We start from the raw sequence: 15788 nt of genomic DNA, 5'->3' as shown, positions 1-15788 counted from the left end.
AACCTGGGTGACGAAAGCAATGAAGGCAGGACCTCTTTACCCGGATAACTTACTTCTTATCTGAAACCCTGAGCGCGAAGCGCTGGTCACGCGAGTGACGCGCGCCCCCGAATGGGGGTTGGGTTTCGGAATAAGATCTTACTTGATAAAACCGCTGGTGTGGGCAAAGGTGGTCACACCATTCAACACAAATTGGATGGCCAGGGCGGCTAGCAGGATACCCAGAATGCGGGAGAAGACCATAATGCCGGTACGTCCAACACGCTGAATGATCCAGGAACTGCTGCGCATGGCAACCCAGGCCAGGACCAGGGCACTGGCAATCGCCAGAAAGACTGATAGGAGCAACATTGGCTGCATCGAGGCCTGCCCTACATAGAGAATCGTCGTGGCAATGGTTCCAGGACCAGCGATCAGGGGAATAGCAAGAGGGAAGACGCTGATATCCTCGCGGGTCATGGCCTCTTCCTCTTCTTCCTTGGTCTCGCGTGCGCCCGAGGGACGACCAAAGAGCATATCAATAGCGACCATAAAGAGCAGGACGCCACCCGCGATATTAAACGCATAGAGCGAGATTCCCAGGCGGTCCAGCAGAAAGCGACCAACAATAGCGAAGAAGGCAATAATTGCGGCACTGATCAAGGTGGCACGGGCGATAACTACCTTGCGCTGGGCCTGTGAGAGGTGGGAGGTGAGACCAACAAAGACGGGAGCCAGACCAACGGGATCGATAATCGTCAAAAAAGTCACGAAAGCACTAATCGTAAAAGTAATGAGCGTAGGCACAGAAAACCTCTAGACCTTCGTATTGCGAGTTAAGATTGGAAAAAGAGTGCATAAAATAGGGTGGAAGACTACCTTAGTCGAGCTTATTTCTGCGCTTGAATTATATCATATATATAAATTATGTAAACACTACGCTGAGGAGCGTGGTCTCTCGCGCCTGCAGCGCTCGCTTGGATAGTGGATGTGGAGCATGCTCCACATCCACTATCCAAAAAACCTTGCATATCAGGTGCACTACCTGGCTGCTGCATAGCGACGTGAACGGTGGCTACGTTTATGCCAGAGTGGATAGGTGACCAGGTGCCAGAGCACAATCAGCAAGAGCGCGCCCAGCAGGGCTTTTAAGAGGGGAATATCGTGGAAGACATAGTCTATGGGAAGGCTAAAGTGAAACACCTCAGTCGCCAGCCATGTCCCGACCAGGCCCGCAACGAAAGCGCCAAAAATGCCATAGGGGAGACGCCAGCCAACGATAAATTCCGCGATCAGGCCAATGAGCAGGGCCACACCCCAGACAATCAGCGTCCCAATCGTGATCTCGATATGATATCCTAGCACATCACCCGTCATAATGACGGAATCCGCAAGGGGCAGCAGCAAAATTCCCATATTTTATAGAACCTCCTCCAGGTTTTGCAAGGGCGACATCTCCTAAAGAGTTTGCCAAGAATGATATATATCAGCGCCGGGCGCGTCGAGAATGTGATGAAACTGAAGAGATAAACCCTCTCGTCTCTAGTACGGGTGAGTATGGCAAAAAGATACGCCAAAAGCCGCAGATGAATGATGTATCCACAAAATTCGATGTGAACAAAAAAGAGTCGAACGTTTACATCCAGCAAATTGTAGGGGCAGAGTTTGCTCGGCCTTCTCTCGTGAGCCAAAAGGTAGAGATTAATGGTGGACGCATGAAGAAGATGGTGAAATTGTAGACGCAGACGGCATCCTGTGCGTATATAAGGGTAGGAGAATTTTTTGTCCAGGGGCAATTCTGATAGGTAGTAGAAGATTTTGCCCCGAGTGTGATCGATAACTCGCGTTTAAATACGTTCAGTTCGTGCGTTATAATGAAAAAGAACTACTGAAGATTTTTATGGGAGGCCATTATGCGGGGGGCAATGAAGACTGCGCTCATCTTGGGCTTGGTAATACTTGGCGTAATTATCGTGGGCATTGGTGTGGCAGCCTATTTCGGGAGGCTGTTAGAGACGCTCTACATCATCTTGATGGTGCTGGCAGCGTTCCTGGTGTTCGCGACGTTCATGCAGATCTACTCGGTCTTCTCACTCATTGGGACGATCAAAACAATACGTGATGAGGCCAAACCGCTCGTCTCTTCTCTACAGGAGACCGTTAGCATTGTACAGGACACAGCCAAAACTGCCGGACATACGGCCTCGGTCGTTGGGACTGTCTCGAATCTGGCCAGCGATCTGATTGTCGCACCTGGTGTGCGCGCGGCCGCGGGTGCAGTTGCCGCAGGCGAGATGGTCAAAGTGTTCTTTGGTAAAGGGAGCAAGCGGAGTAAATACGAAGAGCGCCTGAACCAGCAGCGGGAGGCTATGCAGGCGAGCGCGGGAGGTGACTAATGTTCCTGGTTCTCGGAGTCAATCCCACCCTGGAGATGGGTGGGCGCATCGCGGCCATCATCATCTGCCTGTTTGTCTTTGTATTCATTATCGTCTCAGTGGCCTTAAATTTTGTCATGGCCTGGGGCCTGAGTCTGTTGCGCGAGAAGGTGAACGTGGTACAGAAGGTGCGCCCGCAGGTGGAGAACGTCAACCAGGCGACCACGCGTGCCAAGCAGGGCTTGCCGCCTGACGAGAATGAGAACACACTTGCGCGTACGGTAGCAAAGGTTCCCGCGGGCGTGCAGAAGGTCGACACAAAGACGGTACAGCTCGCCGATAAAGCGGCGAAGGGCCTGATCGAGGCGCGTGCGCGTACCGTGCAGGCACAGACTATCTTGAAGGCCTTCTTCCTTCCCGGTCTGATGCGACGCGAGGCGCTTGCCCAGAAGGAGGCTCGTGTCGATGCGGCCGGCCTGGAGTTTAAGAGTCCCGGCTATCGTATGTTGATGGAAGAGCAGGCACCTGAAGTTCCAATCGAGGCAAGCAGCGGCGAGGGAACACGTCAACGTATGGAGGCACAACAACTACGTAATGTCACTACTCGTTGAGTACCTGCGGCAGTTTGGTCGCTTTCAGCGCAACGCGCGCCTGTACCTGATTAGCAACGCCTTGAGTGGTATGACGCTCGGCATTATCCAGGTTCTCTATAACCTCTACCTGGTCTCACTCGGCTATAAAACTGATTTTGTGGGACTGGTATTGTTTATGACAACGGTGGGAGCAGGCCTGGCCATCTTCCCCGCTGGCCTCTGCATTGATCACTTTGGAAGTAAGGCCATCTTGATCTGGGCCAGCGTCGCGGTGGGTGTGGCGGGGGCGGGACAGTTTCTGTTGCGCCAACCGCCATTCTTGCTGTGTAGTGGCTTTCTCGCGGGTGTAGCGGGCGCCTTTATCCTCGTCGTCAACGCTCCCTTCCTGACACAGAATAGTTCAAGCTCCGAGCGTTCCCTGCTCTTCAGCTTTACGATTGTTGTGACCCTGATTACGACCGTGCTGGGTGAGCTGCTGGGAGGTATACTCCCGATCTGGCTGCGCGCCAGTACCTGGCTGATGGGAGCCTGGCCCGCGTGGATAGAGGCCATCCTGGCGCACCAGCCAGAGGCACGCGCCTATCAACTCTCACTCCTCTTCGCTGGCCTCATTGCCATCCCAAGCTTTATCCCCCTTTTCCTGCTGAGCAATGATCGCCCGACTCGTGTGGTTGAGCAAAAAGACGCTATAACGCGTCTGAATCCCCCTGAAAAGAGGCGTAAGCTATCAATGGTCAGCCGGGCGAAGCAAACGCTCCAGCGCTGGCGTGAGAGCGGTATACGAGGCTTGTTACATAGTCCCCTGGTTGTACTGGTGCTGGTGCAGACGCTGATTGGTTTTGGAGCAGGCCTTTTTATCCCCTATTTCAATCTCTATTTTGTCCATTTCCTGGGTGCCTCGCCCGCGCTCTTTGGCACCATCGATGGTGGAGCGAATGCACTCAACGCCGTGCTTATCCTGGTCGCGCCTCTCCTGGTTTTGCGCATTGGCCGCGTCAATACTGTGGTTGCCACACGCCTCGCCAGCCTCCCCGTCTTACTCGTGATCAGCCTTGTGATATTTCTCCCCTTGATCGCGCCGCTCTACTTGCTGCGTCAGGGCTTGATGGACATGGCCAATGGCGTCTTCCAGGCCTTCTCAATGGAGGCCGTTCCCCATAGGCGGCGTGGAGTCGCCAACAGCATCTATCAGGCGGCCTTCTATATCGCGAATGCCCTGGCGACGCCTATTGGGGGCTTCTTAATCGCACGCAGTGGCTACCGCCTGGTATTTCTTATAGCAATAGTACTCTATACTGTCTCTATCCTCATGCTCTGGGGACGCTTCGGGCGCGGGGTTGGTGAGCGTCTGGTGGTCGATGTACGCGAGCAGGATAGGCGAGAAGAAGTACTGATCAAGTAAACAAAAAGAGCACCGGTCAGGTGCCCTTTTTGTTTACCTTATTATTTTTTTGCGAAGACGCGAATGAAGATGATTGACAATTCGTAGAGGAAGGACATCGCCACACCTAGAATGATTGGGCTATAGACATCGGCGCCGGGTGTAATAAAACAGGCAGCGATCCACATGCCCACATGGGCGGTCGAGCGCTTCTTCTTCAGCATACCCGAGTCAACGATGCCTACCAGGGCCAGGAAGGTCAGCACGAGCGGGATCTCGAAAACGATACCAAAGGCCAGCATAAAGTACGTGATGAAGGTAAAGTAACTATTTGCTGTAACCAGTTCGGTAAACATGCCCGACGAGAACTGGACCAGGAACTCCAGGGGATAACGGATGGTGATGTACCCCAACGTAAGGCCAATGGCGAAGAGCACAATTCCGATGGCGATGAAAGGTACCGCGTGCTTCTTCTCATTCTTATAGAGTCCAGGCGCGATAAAGGCCCAGGTTTGGTAGAGAATAACCGGTATTGAGAGCAGGATTCCTACTGCGAGCGAAATGAGCAGCGTGATGGTAAAGCCTTCGGCGATACCAGTCACGACGATCTTGCCACTGGTAAGCGCATCAGACGACTTTGGCAGCGGCGAAGAGAGAAAGCTCATAATCTGCACACGGAAGACGAAGGCGATGATTGAAAAGATCACGACGGAGATCAGGCACTTGAAGATGCGCTTACGTAGCTCCTCCAGGTGCTCGATCAGGGTCATGGCCGATTCCGCCAGCTCATCCTCCACATCTTCCGTGGCTTCGCTCACGTATGTGGATAGTTTACGTTCCTGCTGGTCTAGATTGCTAGTTGCCATGTATACTCCCAGGCAGGTTTTTTAGCGGACGACATTCGTTGATTTAAACCTCAGCATCGACCGAGTGGCTCGCGGCCTCCTGGGCGTTCAAAGCAGCTTTACGTGCGGCGATCTCACGCTCAAGCGCCTCGATGTCCATGGCATCAACGCCCTTCGACTCGACGGGTTTGACCTCTTCCTTCTCTTCTTTGGGAGCGCCAATTTCGCTCATGCCCTGCTTGAACTGCTGAATGCTCTTACCGATGGCGGAGCCCATCTCGGGGAGACGCTTGGGACCGAAGACCAGCAGGGCGACGACGACAACGATAACTAGGGTAAGTGGGTGTACTCCAAATGGCATGATGGTAGTTCCTTTCTGAATGAACGCGGTAACGCGAAAGATAAAATGGATTCTGCTCTTATGTCCAGGCTCAAATCCTATGGAAGATTTGAGCGCACAGTAACAAGTTTAAGGTCTTATCTGCAATAACGCTGTGACAGGCATCAGACCAGCCTGTGGAGGCTAGTAGGCCGCTCGTGGTCGCGTCGTCGCATCGTGACCGAAGAACCTCGTGTCAAGCTGCTGAACACCTTCCAGGGCCAGCCCTACAAGGCCCGCACTGGCGGTGCTAAAGGTTACGGCGCGCAGGATCTGGCGACGCGTCATAAGGCGCGCCTGGCGCGTTGGTAAGAGCGCCGGTTCTTGTACCTTCTCCTGGTGTAGTGCATGTACCAGGCGTTGCTCAAGACCCGAGGGCCTGGGCGCTGTTGGACCATAGTGGCGTAGCAGCAGTGTTTCTGCGGTATCGTTATGCATAGCTACTCCGATGTGTCGCAGGTTGAGCGTTGAGCGAGAGATGATAGGGCTTATGCGCTTGCGTAGACGATCCTATGTTCTCTCTGTCAGTGGAGGCGGTGCTGGTCGTGATTGGCTCTGAATCGCCAGGTGTCTCCACAAGTTTCTCATCGCTTTCATAGGCGTAGAGCTGTTGGAACTGTTTGCGGGCGCGGGCGAGGCGCTGGCGTACGGCTGGCTCTTTTAGTTCAAGCAGATCGGCGATCTGGGCGGTGGTCAGGCCGCCAACGATAGAGAGCAGCAGGCAGACCCGTAGAGGCTCTGCCAGGCGCGCCAGGACGCGCTGTACAGCGTCGCGCTCGGCGATGATGTCAGCCGGATCATCAGATGCGTGCGTTCCCAGTCCTGAAGGCTGAAGAGGCGCGGCCTGCTCGCTGATTGTTTCGCTACTCGCCGTCTCCGCCTGGCGCCCTTCGAGCATACGCGAGAAGGGGACAAAGCTTAATATCTTGCGGCGGCGATGGTGCATGCGAACCGTATTCAGCGCAATACGCAGGAGCCAGGCCTTAGGTTGGAAGTGATCTCCACTCGCGCGACGAGCGGCATCTATCCCACGCAGAGCCTGGTGAAAGGTGTCCTGGGTCAGGTCCTGGCTCTCCTCCCAATCATTGGTCATGCCATAGATGGTATGAAAGACCAGGGCGCTGTACTCATGAATAAGCGCTTCTATAGCCTTGGCGGTAGGCGTCGTATCCACACAGATAACTCTCTCAACAAATGGACGATAGCAAAGAAACGTTTCTTACCGGGAGCCGTGTATCTGAACTATTGCCAGGTTTACACGTCTCTCTATTACTCAGATGCACGAGGACATGAAAGTGTGACAACGAATTTTTCTTTTTTGAAAAATAGTATGTCTTAGTCTTACTAAAGAAATAGTAGCAAATATATGGGATCTCGCAAAGGGGGAGTGTGTGGAAGGTATACAGGTTATCTGAAGATGGTTTTGAGGGAAGTTACAGGGTGGCCTAGGCCACCCTGTCATGAGTCCGTAGGAAGAAAAAAATTACCGCAGGTGCTCTTCGATATAATCCTCGGCCTCTTGCACGGTCGTGATTTTCTCGGCGTCCTCATCGGAGATCTGAACTTTGAACTCCTCCTCAAGGGACATGATGAGTTCGACAAGGTCCAGCGAATCGGCGTTGAGGTCTTCAACGAAAGACGCGCTAGAAACGACCTCGCTCTCGTCGACACCAAGCTGGTCGACAATGATTTTTTTCAGCCTATCCTGAATAGTTGGCATTATTTCACCTCGCTTTCCGCTTTTGGGGTGGGCTGTTGTTGAGCCCGATTAAATATAGTACCCAGGACACCATTAATGAAGCGGCTCGAGGTGTCACTGCCGAAGAGCTTGGCAAGTTCCACAGCCTCATTGATAGCAGCCTTGGCTGGTACAGTATTATTAAACAGAATCTCGTAGATTGCAAGTCTCAGGATATTTTTATCGACACGAGCCATCTGTTGCAGTGGCCATTCGCGAGCGGCACTCTGGATATGCGCGTCGATATCAGCCAGGTGCTTGCAGACACCCTCGGCCAGCTCTTGCGCGTATTCTACCACTTTGGCATGGAGATTACGCTCTTCAGCGTGCCGCTGCAAGATCTCAAGGGGATCATGATGGACCATGTCATATTCATAGAGTGTTTGCAGTGCGACCATGCGCGCTTGCCTGCGTATCCCTGGCATAGTATCCTCAAAAATTGTCAAACTAATGACGTGTTATGCAATGTCATAAATGTAGATGTTGACTTCTTGCACCTGCATCCCGACCATATCTTCGAGCGCAGAGGCAACTTCATCCTGTACGGCAGAGCCGATTGAGACGATATCGACATCTGCATCAACGATCAGGTATAAATCGGCCGAGACGGTGTTCTCCCTCACAGTTAACCCGACCCCCTGAGGAGGAATGTCGTGTTTGAGGAGGCGAGACCACTGGTTACGCATCGCCACTGTGGGTGATGTATTGGCCATACCGATTACACCTGGAATCTGCAACGCGCTATGCGTTACGATAGTCGAAAGTACCTGTTTGGCCACGCGAACGGAGCCAATGCTTTGATAGGCGCTTGCCATCTTAACCTCTCTTCTCTGTGAGTGCCACACCAGATGAAATGGGTAAGTAAGATCGCAACCTTCCAGTGTTAAGGAGCGAGCGACTTATTTGACAAATGACTACGGTATATCTGTCGCTATCGTAGTTGAGCATTCAGGCGCTATTGCAAATTATCTAAATCCAAAGATAGGCCCTTTTGCGAGCTATGTCAAGTATATATCCCAAATGGTGTGCCCGTCCATAGTAGGAGGACTTCAATACTGGTTTTGGACAGGCCTCCGACTCTTCAGACGGAGGGCCTGTCTATATGCTCACACATGCAAGCTGCTACGCCAAAACATCCTGTTCGCGTAGTTGGGCTGCGACCTTCGCGACCTCGCTGGCGTTGCCAACGTTCATAATCGTGACGCCCTTCGCGATGCGCTTGACCATGCCCGCAAGGGCCTGGCCCGGACCAATCTCGATAAAGGTGTTGACGCCAGCCTCCACCAGGTACTGGATGGTCTTGACCCACTGTACGGAGGATGCCACCTGCTGGGCAAGCTCCTGGCGCAAACGCGAGGGGTCGGTGAGCGGCGTGCCATCGATATTGGCGATAATGGGAAGCGCGGTCTCACGAAGCTCAAGCTCTGCCAGCGTTTTCGCCAGACCTTGCGTGGCTGGCTCCATCACGGGTGAGTGGAAGGCGCCACTGACCGCGAGAGGAATCACGCGCTTGGCGCCGCGTGCCTTCGCCAGTTCTCCCGCCAGCTCAAGCGCCCGCTTCTCACCAGAGATTACGATCTGGCCGGGAGCATTATAATTGGCGATAATGACGCGTCCCTGACCGGGATGGGTCGTGGCCCCCGCTAGCTCCGCGAGTGCCTGCTCAGTTGCTTCCTGGCAGACCTGGCGCAGTGGCTCTTCGTCCATGGCAATGACGGCGGACATGCCCCCGGGGCAGACCGTGCCTTCATGCTCCATCAGGCGACCGCGTTCGCGCACGGCCAGGATGGTTTCTTTGAGATCGAGTGCGCCCGCGACAGGCAGCGCGCTCCATTCGCCCACACTATGGCCCGCGACAAAGGCGGGTGTGAGGGGCGTGGACCAGGAAGAAGGCTCGCCAGGGGAGAGGGCTTCTTGGAGTGCGGCAAGATACGCGAGGCTGACGGTCACAATAGCGGGCTGAGCGTTAATAGTATCACGCAGGGTGGTTTCTGGGCCGTTGAAGCAGAGATCGCTTAGTGAGAACCCGAGGGCGTCATCGGCGGCGGCAAAGACTCTCTGGGCCGCGGGAGAGGACGCGAAGATATCGGCTCCCATGCCAACAGCCTGACTTCCCTGCCCTGGAAAAAGAAAGGCGACTCTGGTCGTCATGCTTATCACTCTCAAAAAAAAGAAGCGGCGTATGTAAGAGACTTCACGAAGAAGCGTTACATTGCCGCTTGCTTGTCATTACTTGCTGGCCTTAGGAAGAAACACCTGGCGGCCACGGTAGGTGCCACAATTGGGGCAGGCATGGTGCGAAAGACGTGGTGTTTTGCACTGAGGGCAGGCCACCAGTTGTGGTAATTTCAGGTGATGATGTGCCCGGCGCTCACCCTGACGAGCGCGTGAGGTACGCTGTTTTGGAAGTGCTCCCATGGTAATTGTTCTCCTCTTCCACCCGTTGAAAATCTGGGTGACATGTGGTTATGAATTGTCCTGCTGCAAAAGTGTCTTGAGGACGCTGAAACGTGCGTCTGGCTCTGGTTGGCATTCACAAGGACCCTCATTGAGATCCTTCCCGCATTGCGCACACAGCCCGGCGCAATCTTCGCGGCAGAGGGTCACAATGGGTATCGCGAGCAGGACCTGCTGGCGAATCGCCTCGGTAAGGTCAACCAGGTGGTGATCGTCGATAGGGAAGGCATCTTCCGCGTCTACAGGTTCGACAGGAATACCAGTTACCACATCGACGGTTGGATAAAACCGCTCTTCAAAGTCTACATGCTGCGGCTGCTCGAAATGCTTGAGGCAGCGTGTGCACTCTAGTTCAACGGTAAGGTCTACCCAGCCGTCCACCAGAATTCCCTGGTTGATGTGACGTATACGAGCGTGACCTGCGATAGGACCGATGACCTTGAGATCTTCGTCAAGCTGAATATCATCTTCGCTAAAGTCGGACTCAAGGCTGGTACCGACGAGCGATTTCAAAAGTTGCGCCACATTAAAGATCATTCCTTGTTCCCTTTCCACTAGAAAGTTGAACCCTTGTGTGAGACATCATCAGGATATCTCCTCTCAGTAAAAATGCATACTGAAAATAGCGATATGGCGCAAAGTGAAAAGTTCTTGCTCTTTGCTGGCGCTTGCTCATTATAGACAAGCCTTGAAAGGGTGTCAAGACCCGTATGCGGCCATAGGTAAGAGAGGCACCGCGAGGATGCCGCATGGATAGTGCGTTCACCTTAAGCGCGCCGTAGAGCGAAAAAGAGGTTGGCGTACGAATAGGACCCGTTTGACGCCTGCCCTCCAGCGCGACAGGTGACATGCTAAGGCTGGTTAATGCCAATGGTATCGGCTGCCAGAGAGGAGCGCCGTGGACGTGGCTGTAGTGGTATATTGGCTGGCAGTGATTCGCCAGGGGAGTCTTCCACCAGTTCCCCTGCGCCCTCATCTTCGAGAAATGCTTCTTCCTCGTTGATGTATGCTGTGGCGTCGTGCTCTTCCAGGCTCTTGTCCCCTGTGGTGGCGATTTGCCCATGTTCCTCCAGGCTCTCGATGCCACGCTCAACGCTTAAGACGGTGCGGCTGACCCTGGTCTCCACTTGCACAAGCTGTTCATGCAGGGTGCGTAGCGTCTCGATGACATAGGCGTCGGCGTCGCCCTTCAACTGCTGGGCCTTTTGTTCGGCCTGGTTCAGCATCTCCTGCGAGCGCTGTTCCGCGACCTTCAGCAGCCCCTCGCGGTTGATGACGCGCTCGGTCTCCTCACGCGCGCGGTTGAGCAAAGCGTTGGCGTCGGCCTGGGCCTGAGCGAGGACACGTTCTTTATCCTGAATGACGCGACGCGCCTGCTTGACCTCTTCAGGGATCGAGGTGCGCATCTGCTCAATAATATTGAAGATGTCGGTCTCTTTTATGACGACCTGGTTAGTCAGAGGCACGCGCTTGCTTGATGCGATGAGATTATCCAGGCGATCAACGAGGTACAGAATGTCCAAGAACTTCCTCCTTCCCTCTCCTGGTGCGTACGCCGAGATGTTATAAGCGGTACGTGTATGGATGCCAGGGGGGTAGTCTCTGAGCGAGCGCTATTGGCCGAATCTATGGCGTAGCGCGCGTGCTACCGCGGCGGGAAGCATATCATCGACATTGCCTCCCAGGCGAGCAACTTCCTTGAGCCGGGATGAGCTGATAAACAGGTGATCCAGGCTGGTGAGCAGGCAGATGGTCTCGATTTCAGGTGCGAGCTTGCGGTTCATCAGGCTTTGTTCGAACTCAGCGCCAAAGTCGTTAGGAGAGCGTAAGCCTTTAATGAGCGCACAGCCACCAAGAGAGCGTACATATTCTACTACGAGTATCGAGAAGGTTTCGACGCGCACATTGGTCAGGCCTTCGGCGGCAATGACTTCCTGCCAGAGTGAGAGGCGTTCGTCAACGGTGAAGAGCACATTTTTGTCGGGAAATGCGTAGATCGCGATGACCAGTTCATCGAAGAGGCGCGCCGCTCGGCGCGCGATATCGAGATGTCCATTGGTGACTGGATCAAAAGTTCCCGGATAGACTGCTATGCGTGGACGTTGTGCTTCATTGCTCACGTCTCTGACCCCCCTTAAAATAGTATGTAAAAACTCAGAGTATGCGACCCTCTGGAAAGCAGGGTCTTCTGTTCATTAAACCATAGTAGGGTCATTTCGGCAATAGCGCGCAAAGTGATGAACAGGGTTTCTCAAAAGTCCTGAAGCAACCAAGCAAGAGCCTCCTCTGGATGAGAGGCAAAACGACGAAGCTGGCGAGCGACGGTGGAAACCCGGTGCAGGTGCATGAGAGAAAGAACCACGTTATTGAGCACGGCCAGCATTTCCATCACCGGAATGAAGCGGACTCGGCAACGGTCCTCCCCAAGGGTGGCATCTCGATGCCAGTGGAGATGATTCTCCACCTTCCAGTGTGCTCGAAGGTAGTGCAGAAGACGTTCTGGAGGACAATGCCTCAGAGAAAGCGTTGTTAACCCGTAGCGAACCTCGCAACTGTGCTTCCCTTTGATCGTTCGTTCGCGCTGTAAGCGAAAGACCTGTCCAATCTCGCCCCAATCCTTGAAGAACAAGCCATTGAGATCGGGACTGCTCATAATCGAGCGACGTTCCAGACGACCATGGCCCTTGTCAAGCTGAGTATACGATTGCCAGGTGCTCTGATCTGCTTGCGGGTCTTCAAAAAACAGTTCGAGGTCCGCGCGAGCAACAGGTGTATTGTCCTTGATGATGAGAATCACCTCCCCTCCAGCTCGTGCGCACCAGCCGAGTCATCTCGTGATAGCTTTGCGCCGCATCAACGGTGATCACTCGCCCTTTACATGTCACCTCGGTCAGAAACGGTTTGAGCGCGCCAACCTCATTCGTCTTAGAGCCAATGGGGATCTGCTGGAGGACCACACCCGTTTCTGCTTCATAAATATGCAGAAGATGTTGTTGGGGATGCTCTCCTCCATATGCCTGCTCCCCAGTGCTTTTGAGCGCTTTGCCATCAATGGCCAGATGGACGTGCTGGTCGTCTGGCTCTCCTTCTCGCTGGTGGCTCATCTGGCGCACAAACCACGCGGCCAGATGAGCATTGACCTGTTGACTGTCTAAGCGTGCCAGGACGTAGCTGTAGGTATTGGCACAAGGCATCCGTTTCCAGGAAAGGTTCACATTCGCGCGGATGACCTTTTCCTGATCCTTTGCCCATTCACTTGCTGCTAGCAGGCTGCTCATCCCCGCCAATTTTGCCAGGACGACCACCAGCAGCACCCCCGCGAGGTCATATTGCCTTCCTCGTGCTTTTCTTCCGTCTCTCAGATGGTGACAAACCTGATACAGGGATTGCATCTGTCTCGACGAGCAGACGGGCTCCCCCTTGTTTTCTTCCAGCAATGTTGTATAGTCCATGCTGAGTCACTCCTTGAATGCTGTGTTTTTTGATGTCATGCATTCTACTGGATTGACTCTTCTTTTTCACCCCTCACCAGACTTTTGAGAAACCCTGAAGTGATGAAGAGAGCCAGGCAGGGTATAGGATGGGATGTGGAAATGCCGCAGGCATTTCCACATCCCATCCTATACCCTGCGAGCCACATAGTGGCGAGAAGCCATGAGACATAAAACAGGAAGCACTCCCATCTAATAGAGAGTGCTTCCTGAAGAGAACGGGGATACCACGTATTTAGATGCGCTTGTAGCGAGCGTAGAGCATTTCACCAAAGCCGATGGCGCCCAGGCCCAGCAGCAAGTGGATGGTGCGGATGATGTCATGAGCGGGGCCAATGAGAATGCGGGTCTGAGTAACACCTAAAGCGATGACAATCAGGCCATAGACGGCCGCGCCAATCGCGAGTCCTGCATTGCCAGGCTTGGTGGTGGCCAGGGTACCGGCGATGATCCAGAGACAGATGACGGCGATAATACCAATGCCCTGGTGCACATCGGTGCTCACGATATAGTTGCCAGCCCAGTAGAAGATGCCCAGAATAAGCGCGACCAGAACGGCGAGGCGCAGGACCATGATAGAGATACGTGCTGCCATGTTACGAAAACTCCTTACAGTGTTGTAGTTGTAATTGTAATTGAAAATGGTGAATGTAGGCCTGGATGGGCCTAGTCGTGGGACGAGGAGGGAACCTCGACGGCATCGGCCCGGGCTGGCTGCGCAGGCTGTGTAACTCGTGCAATTGTGGGGAAGGCTACAAGCGTCGCCAGCACCACAAGTATACCACCCACGATAAAGGGCGTGCCCGCGCTACCTATCTTATAAATAGCACCGGCGATCAAGGGGCCAATGATGCGAGCCAGGCCCGCGAAGCCCTGAGACAGTCCGAGCAGTTCACCCTGGGTTTCGCCGGGACTGGCGAAGGAGAGTAGCGTCGAGACGGTGGGACTCACCGCGCCATCGCCGATGCTGAGAACACCCAGCGTGACCATGAGCCAGGAGAGCTGAGTGCTAAAGGCCAGGGCGATAAGCCCAAGCGCCATAAGTACCAGCCCGGCCAGCATGACACCTCGCTCACGCCAGCGCTTGACAAGCTGGCTGACCAGCCCTCCCTGCATGATGACGATGATGACGCCGATGTAGGTAAAGACAAAGGCGTTCTGTGTTGCTCCCCAGTGAAAGTAATGCTGAGTGAAGAGCGGAAAGATATTCTCCATCCCCGTAAAGGCGACGGTGTAGAGCAGGTTGATCAGGATCAGCGAGAGCACCACAGGGTTATGAGCCAGGTTGCCCCACCCGGAGAAGAAGGCGCCAATCCCGCTCTTACCGGCCTTTTTGTTCTGCCCCTGCTCCTGGCCTGCCAGGCGTTTGCGGCTCTCAGGCAGAAGCACAATCACGAGCGCGGCATTGAGGAGGGCGACTGTGGCGGCGATCCAGAACGGTAGTCCAGGATATGCGCCAGCGAGCAGGCCACCCAGGGCGGGACCGATGACAAAGCCCAGCCCAATCGCGGCGCCGATCATACCCATGCCTTGCGCGCGTTTCTCCGGCGGCGTGACATCGGCAACGAAGGCCTGAGCCGAGCCGATATTTGAGGCTCCCAGGCCGCCAACGAAGCGCGCCACCAGCAACATAGGCAGCGAACCCGCCAGGGCCGTGAGCACCAGGGAGAGCGCCTCAATGACGAGGGAGATAACAATGATCGGTTTGCGCCCATAGCGATCTGAAAGAGTGCCGAGAATGGGTGTAAAGAGGAACTGGGCCAGGGCATAGAGACTGGTGAGCATGCCAATCATAAAGGCGTCGGCCCCAAAATGCTCTGCCCAGAAGGGCAGGAGGGGAATTACCAGGCCAAACCCTGTAATATCGATCAGGACAGTCAGCGTCATCAGCAGGAGTGCCGTGCGTTGCTGTTTATCCATAACTGTGCTCCTCAAAGTGTGTGTCCTGTTCCGTATTTTTAGCAGACCTCACTGGCTGCGTCTAAGTAGGTAGAAATACCTGACCTGCCTCAGACGATGCAGCAGAAGCGATAGTTGCTGTACCCTCGCGTCGTGAGCTACTTTCTACCAGCAAAGGCCGTCAATTATGACGTGAAATCTACGTTAAGTCAAAATTGACCTGATGGGCTAAAAATATGCCCCAGTTGTTTCCAGCCATCTCTCTCGCCTATGAGGGTACAGAAGTGGAAGTTGCCTGGGGGAGATGTGCGTAGATGGGCTATTGTGCGTCAAGCCAACTGATTTCAGCGTCAAGCAATGTCAATTTGTGGTCCTGGACAAAGAGGTGAGCGTCATCAGGATGACTCAACGTTTGCATTTGTGTGACTGGTCATAGCATAACGTATTTCCAGTATTCTCTGCAAAGCCCTACCCAAAGTGGGCAGGGCTTTTATGGTCTTTGCCATATTGACCAGTTGGTATTTAATGTGTCAGTTGTCACAATTGGTAAAGCTGTTAAAAGTTTATTTTATGCAGCTTGCGGAATAACAGGTGATGTTAAGTCAGTTCTGACTTATTATAAAGAAATCCGGATGTGCTTCTCAATGATGA

The 15788-nt window shown here is 53.9% G+C and carries 21 protein-coding genes; 3 read left to right on the top strand and 18 right to left on the bottom strand.

What is annotated here, in order from left to right; translation table 11 throughout:
* Window positions 1–138 precede the first annotated feature (138 nt).
* Entirely contained in the window at window positions 139–786 is a 648-nt protein-coding gene (locus KRAC_RS24155; protein ID WP_007911654.1) for a MarC family protein, read from the bottom strand.
* 234 nt (window positions 787–1020) lie between these two features.
* Window positions 1021–1395, bottom strand: coding sequence for a hypothetical protein (locus KRAC_RS24150; RefSeq protein WP_007911652.1), 375 nt, complete (start codon window positions 1393–1395; stop codon window positions 1021–1023).
* Window positions 1396–1892: 497 nt separating this feature from the next.
* On the opposite strand from KRAC_RS24150, the gene KRAC_RS24145 reads away from it, so the two are divergent.
* Genes KRAC_RS24145 through KRAC_RS24135 form a run of 3 tightly spaced genes read left to right on the top strand, consistent with a single transcriptional unit; the run spans window position 1893 to window position 4349 of the window.
* Window positions 1893–2375, top strand: a complete 483-nt coding sequence (locus KRAC_RS24145; RefSeq protein ID WP_007911650.1) for a hypothetical protein — start codon at window positions 1893–1895, stop codon at window positions 2373–2375.
* Window positions 2375–2965: a hypothetical protein gene (locus KRAC_RS24140; protein ID WP_007911646.1), complete on the top strand. Its 591-nt coding sequence runs from the start codon at window positions 2375–2377 to the stop codon at window positions 2963–2965. Before KRAC_RS24145 ends, KRAC_RS24140 begins: the two co-directional genes overlap by 1 nt.
* Entirely contained in the window at window positions 2949–4349 is a 1401-nt protein-coding gene (locus KRAC_RS24135; RefSeq protein ID WP_007911644.1) for an MFS transporter, read from the top strand. The genes KRAC_RS24140 and KRAC_RS24135 overlap by 17 nt, the downstream gene beginning before the upstream one ends.
* Before the next feature lie 41 nt (window positions 4350–4390).
* On the opposite strand, the gene tatC is transcribed toward KRAC_RS24135, so the two are convergent.
* The 16 genes from tatC to KRAC_RS24055 form a co-directional block, all read right to left on the bottom strand.
* On the bottom strand, window positions 4391–5194 hold the full coding sequence (gene tatC, locus KRAC_RS24130) for a twin-arginine translocase subunit TatC (protein WP_007911643.1): 804 nt from the start codon (window positions 5192–5194) through the stop codon (window positions 4391–4393).
* Between the two features lie 43 nt (window positions 5195–5237).
* Entirely contained in the window at window positions 5238–5534 is a 297-nt protein-coding gene (gene tatA / locus KRAC_RS66440) for a twin-arginine translocase TatA/TatE family subunit (RefSeq protein WP_007911641.1), read from the bottom strand.
* A 162-nt stretch (window positions 5535–5696) separates the two neighbouring features.
* Window positions 5697–5990 carry a hypothetical protein gene (locus tag KRAC_RS24120; protein WP_007911640.1) on the bottom strand — a complete coding sequence of 98 codons (294 nt, stop codon included), beginning with the start codon at window positions 5988–5990 and terminating at the stop codon, window positions 5697–5699.
* Window positions 5983–6726 (bottom strand): RNA polymerase sigma factor, encoded by a 744-nt coding sequence (locus KRAC_RS24115; RefSeq protein ID WP_007911639.1) that lies wholly within the window; start codon window positions 6724–6726, stop codon window positions 5983–5985. The genes KRAC_RS24120 and KRAC_RS24115 overlap by 8 nt, the downstream gene beginning before the upstream one ends.
* A 309-nt stretch (window positions 6727–7035) precedes the next feature.
* The gene (acpP, locus tag KRAC_RS24110; RefSeq protein WP_007911638.1) at window positions 7036–7272 is read right to left on the bottom strand and encodes an acyl carrier protein; all 237 of its coding nucleotides are present in this window, start codon (window positions 7270–7272) and stop codon (window positions 7036–7038) included.
* Window positions 7272–7715: a transcription antitermination factor NusB gene (nusB, locus tag KRAC_RS24105; RefSeq protein WP_007911637.1), complete on the bottom strand. Its 444-nt coding sequence runs from the start codon at window positions 7713–7715 to the stop codon at window positions 7272–7274. The genes acpP and nusB overlap by 1 nt, the downstream gene beginning before the upstream one ends.
* Window positions 7716–7748: 33 nt before the next feature.
* Window positions 7749–8105 carry an Asp23/Gls24 family envelope stress response protein gene (locus tag KRAC_RS24100; RefSeq protein WP_007911636.1) on the bottom strand — a complete coding sequence of 119 codons (357 nt, stop codon included), beginning with the start codon at window positions 8103–8105 and terminating at the stop codon, window positions 7749–7751.
* A gap of 307 nt (window positions 8106–8412) precedes the next feature.
* Entirely contained in the window at window positions 8413–9441 is a 1029-nt protein-coding gene (gene fabD, locus KRAC_RS24095; protein ID WP_007911635.1) for an ACP S-malonyltransferase, read from the bottom strand.
* Between the two features lie 78 nt (window positions 9442–9519).
* Entirely contained in the window at window positions 9520–9708 is a 189-nt protein-coding gene (gene rpmF, locus KRAC_RS24090; protein ID WP_007911634.1) for a 50S ribosomal protein L32, read from the bottom strand.
* A gap of 48 nt (window positions 9709–9756) precedes the next feature.
* Window positions 9757–10284, bottom strand: coding sequence for a YceD family protein (locus KRAC_RS24085; RefSeq protein WP_007911633.1), 528 nt, complete (start codon window positions 10282–10284; stop codon window positions 9757–9759).
* A 314-nt stretch (window positions 10285–10598) separates the two neighbouring features.
* A complete protein-coding gene (locus KRAC_RS62365; RefSeq protein WP_007911632.1) occupies window positions 10599–11270 on the bottom strand; it encodes an SPFH domain-containing protein in 672 nt (223 codons plus the stop codon).
* A 90-nt stretch (window positions 11271–11360) separates the two neighbouring features.
* Window positions 11361–11867: a pantetheine-phosphate adenylyltransferase gene (gene coaD / locus KRAC_RS24075; protein ID WP_007911631.1), complete on the bottom strand. Its 507-nt coding sequence runs from the start codon at window positions 11865–11867 to the stop codon at window positions 11361–11363.
* A gap of 131 nt (window positions 11868–11998) precedes the next feature.
* Window positions 11999–12544: an ISAs1 family transposase gene (locus KRAC_RS78425; protein ID WP_052568076.1), complete on the bottom strand. Its 546-nt coding sequence runs from the start codon at window positions 12542–12544 to the stop codon at window positions 11999–12001.
* A complete protein-coding gene (locus KRAC_RS78420; protein WP_040443781.1) occupies window positions 12483–13199 on the bottom strand; it encodes an ISAs1 family transposase in 717 nt (238 codons plus the stop codon). Before KRAC_RS78420 ends, KRAC_RS78425 begins: the two co-directional genes overlap by 62 nt.
* Before the next feature lie 274 nt (window positions 13200–13473).
* Entirely contained in the window at window positions 13474–13833 is a 360-nt protein-coding gene (locus KRAC_RS24060) for a hypothetical protein (RefSeq protein WP_007911628.1), read from the bottom strand.
* 71 nt (window positions 13834–13904) lie between these two features.
* Window positions 13905–15194 carry an MFS transporter gene (locus KRAC_RS24055; RefSeq protein ID WP_274532134.1) on the bottom strand — a complete coding sequence of 430 codons (1290 nt, stop codon included), beginning with the start codon at window positions 15192–15194 and terminating at the stop codon, window positions 13905–13907.
* Window positions 15195–15788 lie beyond the last annotated feature (594 nt).

It is taken from the genome of Ktedonobacter racemifer DSM 44963 (assembly GCF_000178855.1).
Classification (GTDB): Bacteria; Chloroflexota; Ktedonobacteria; order Ktedonobacterales; family Ktedonobacteraceae; genus Ktedonobacter; species Ktedonobacter racemifer.
This window is presented reverse-complemented; position numbering and strand designations above follow the sequence as displayed.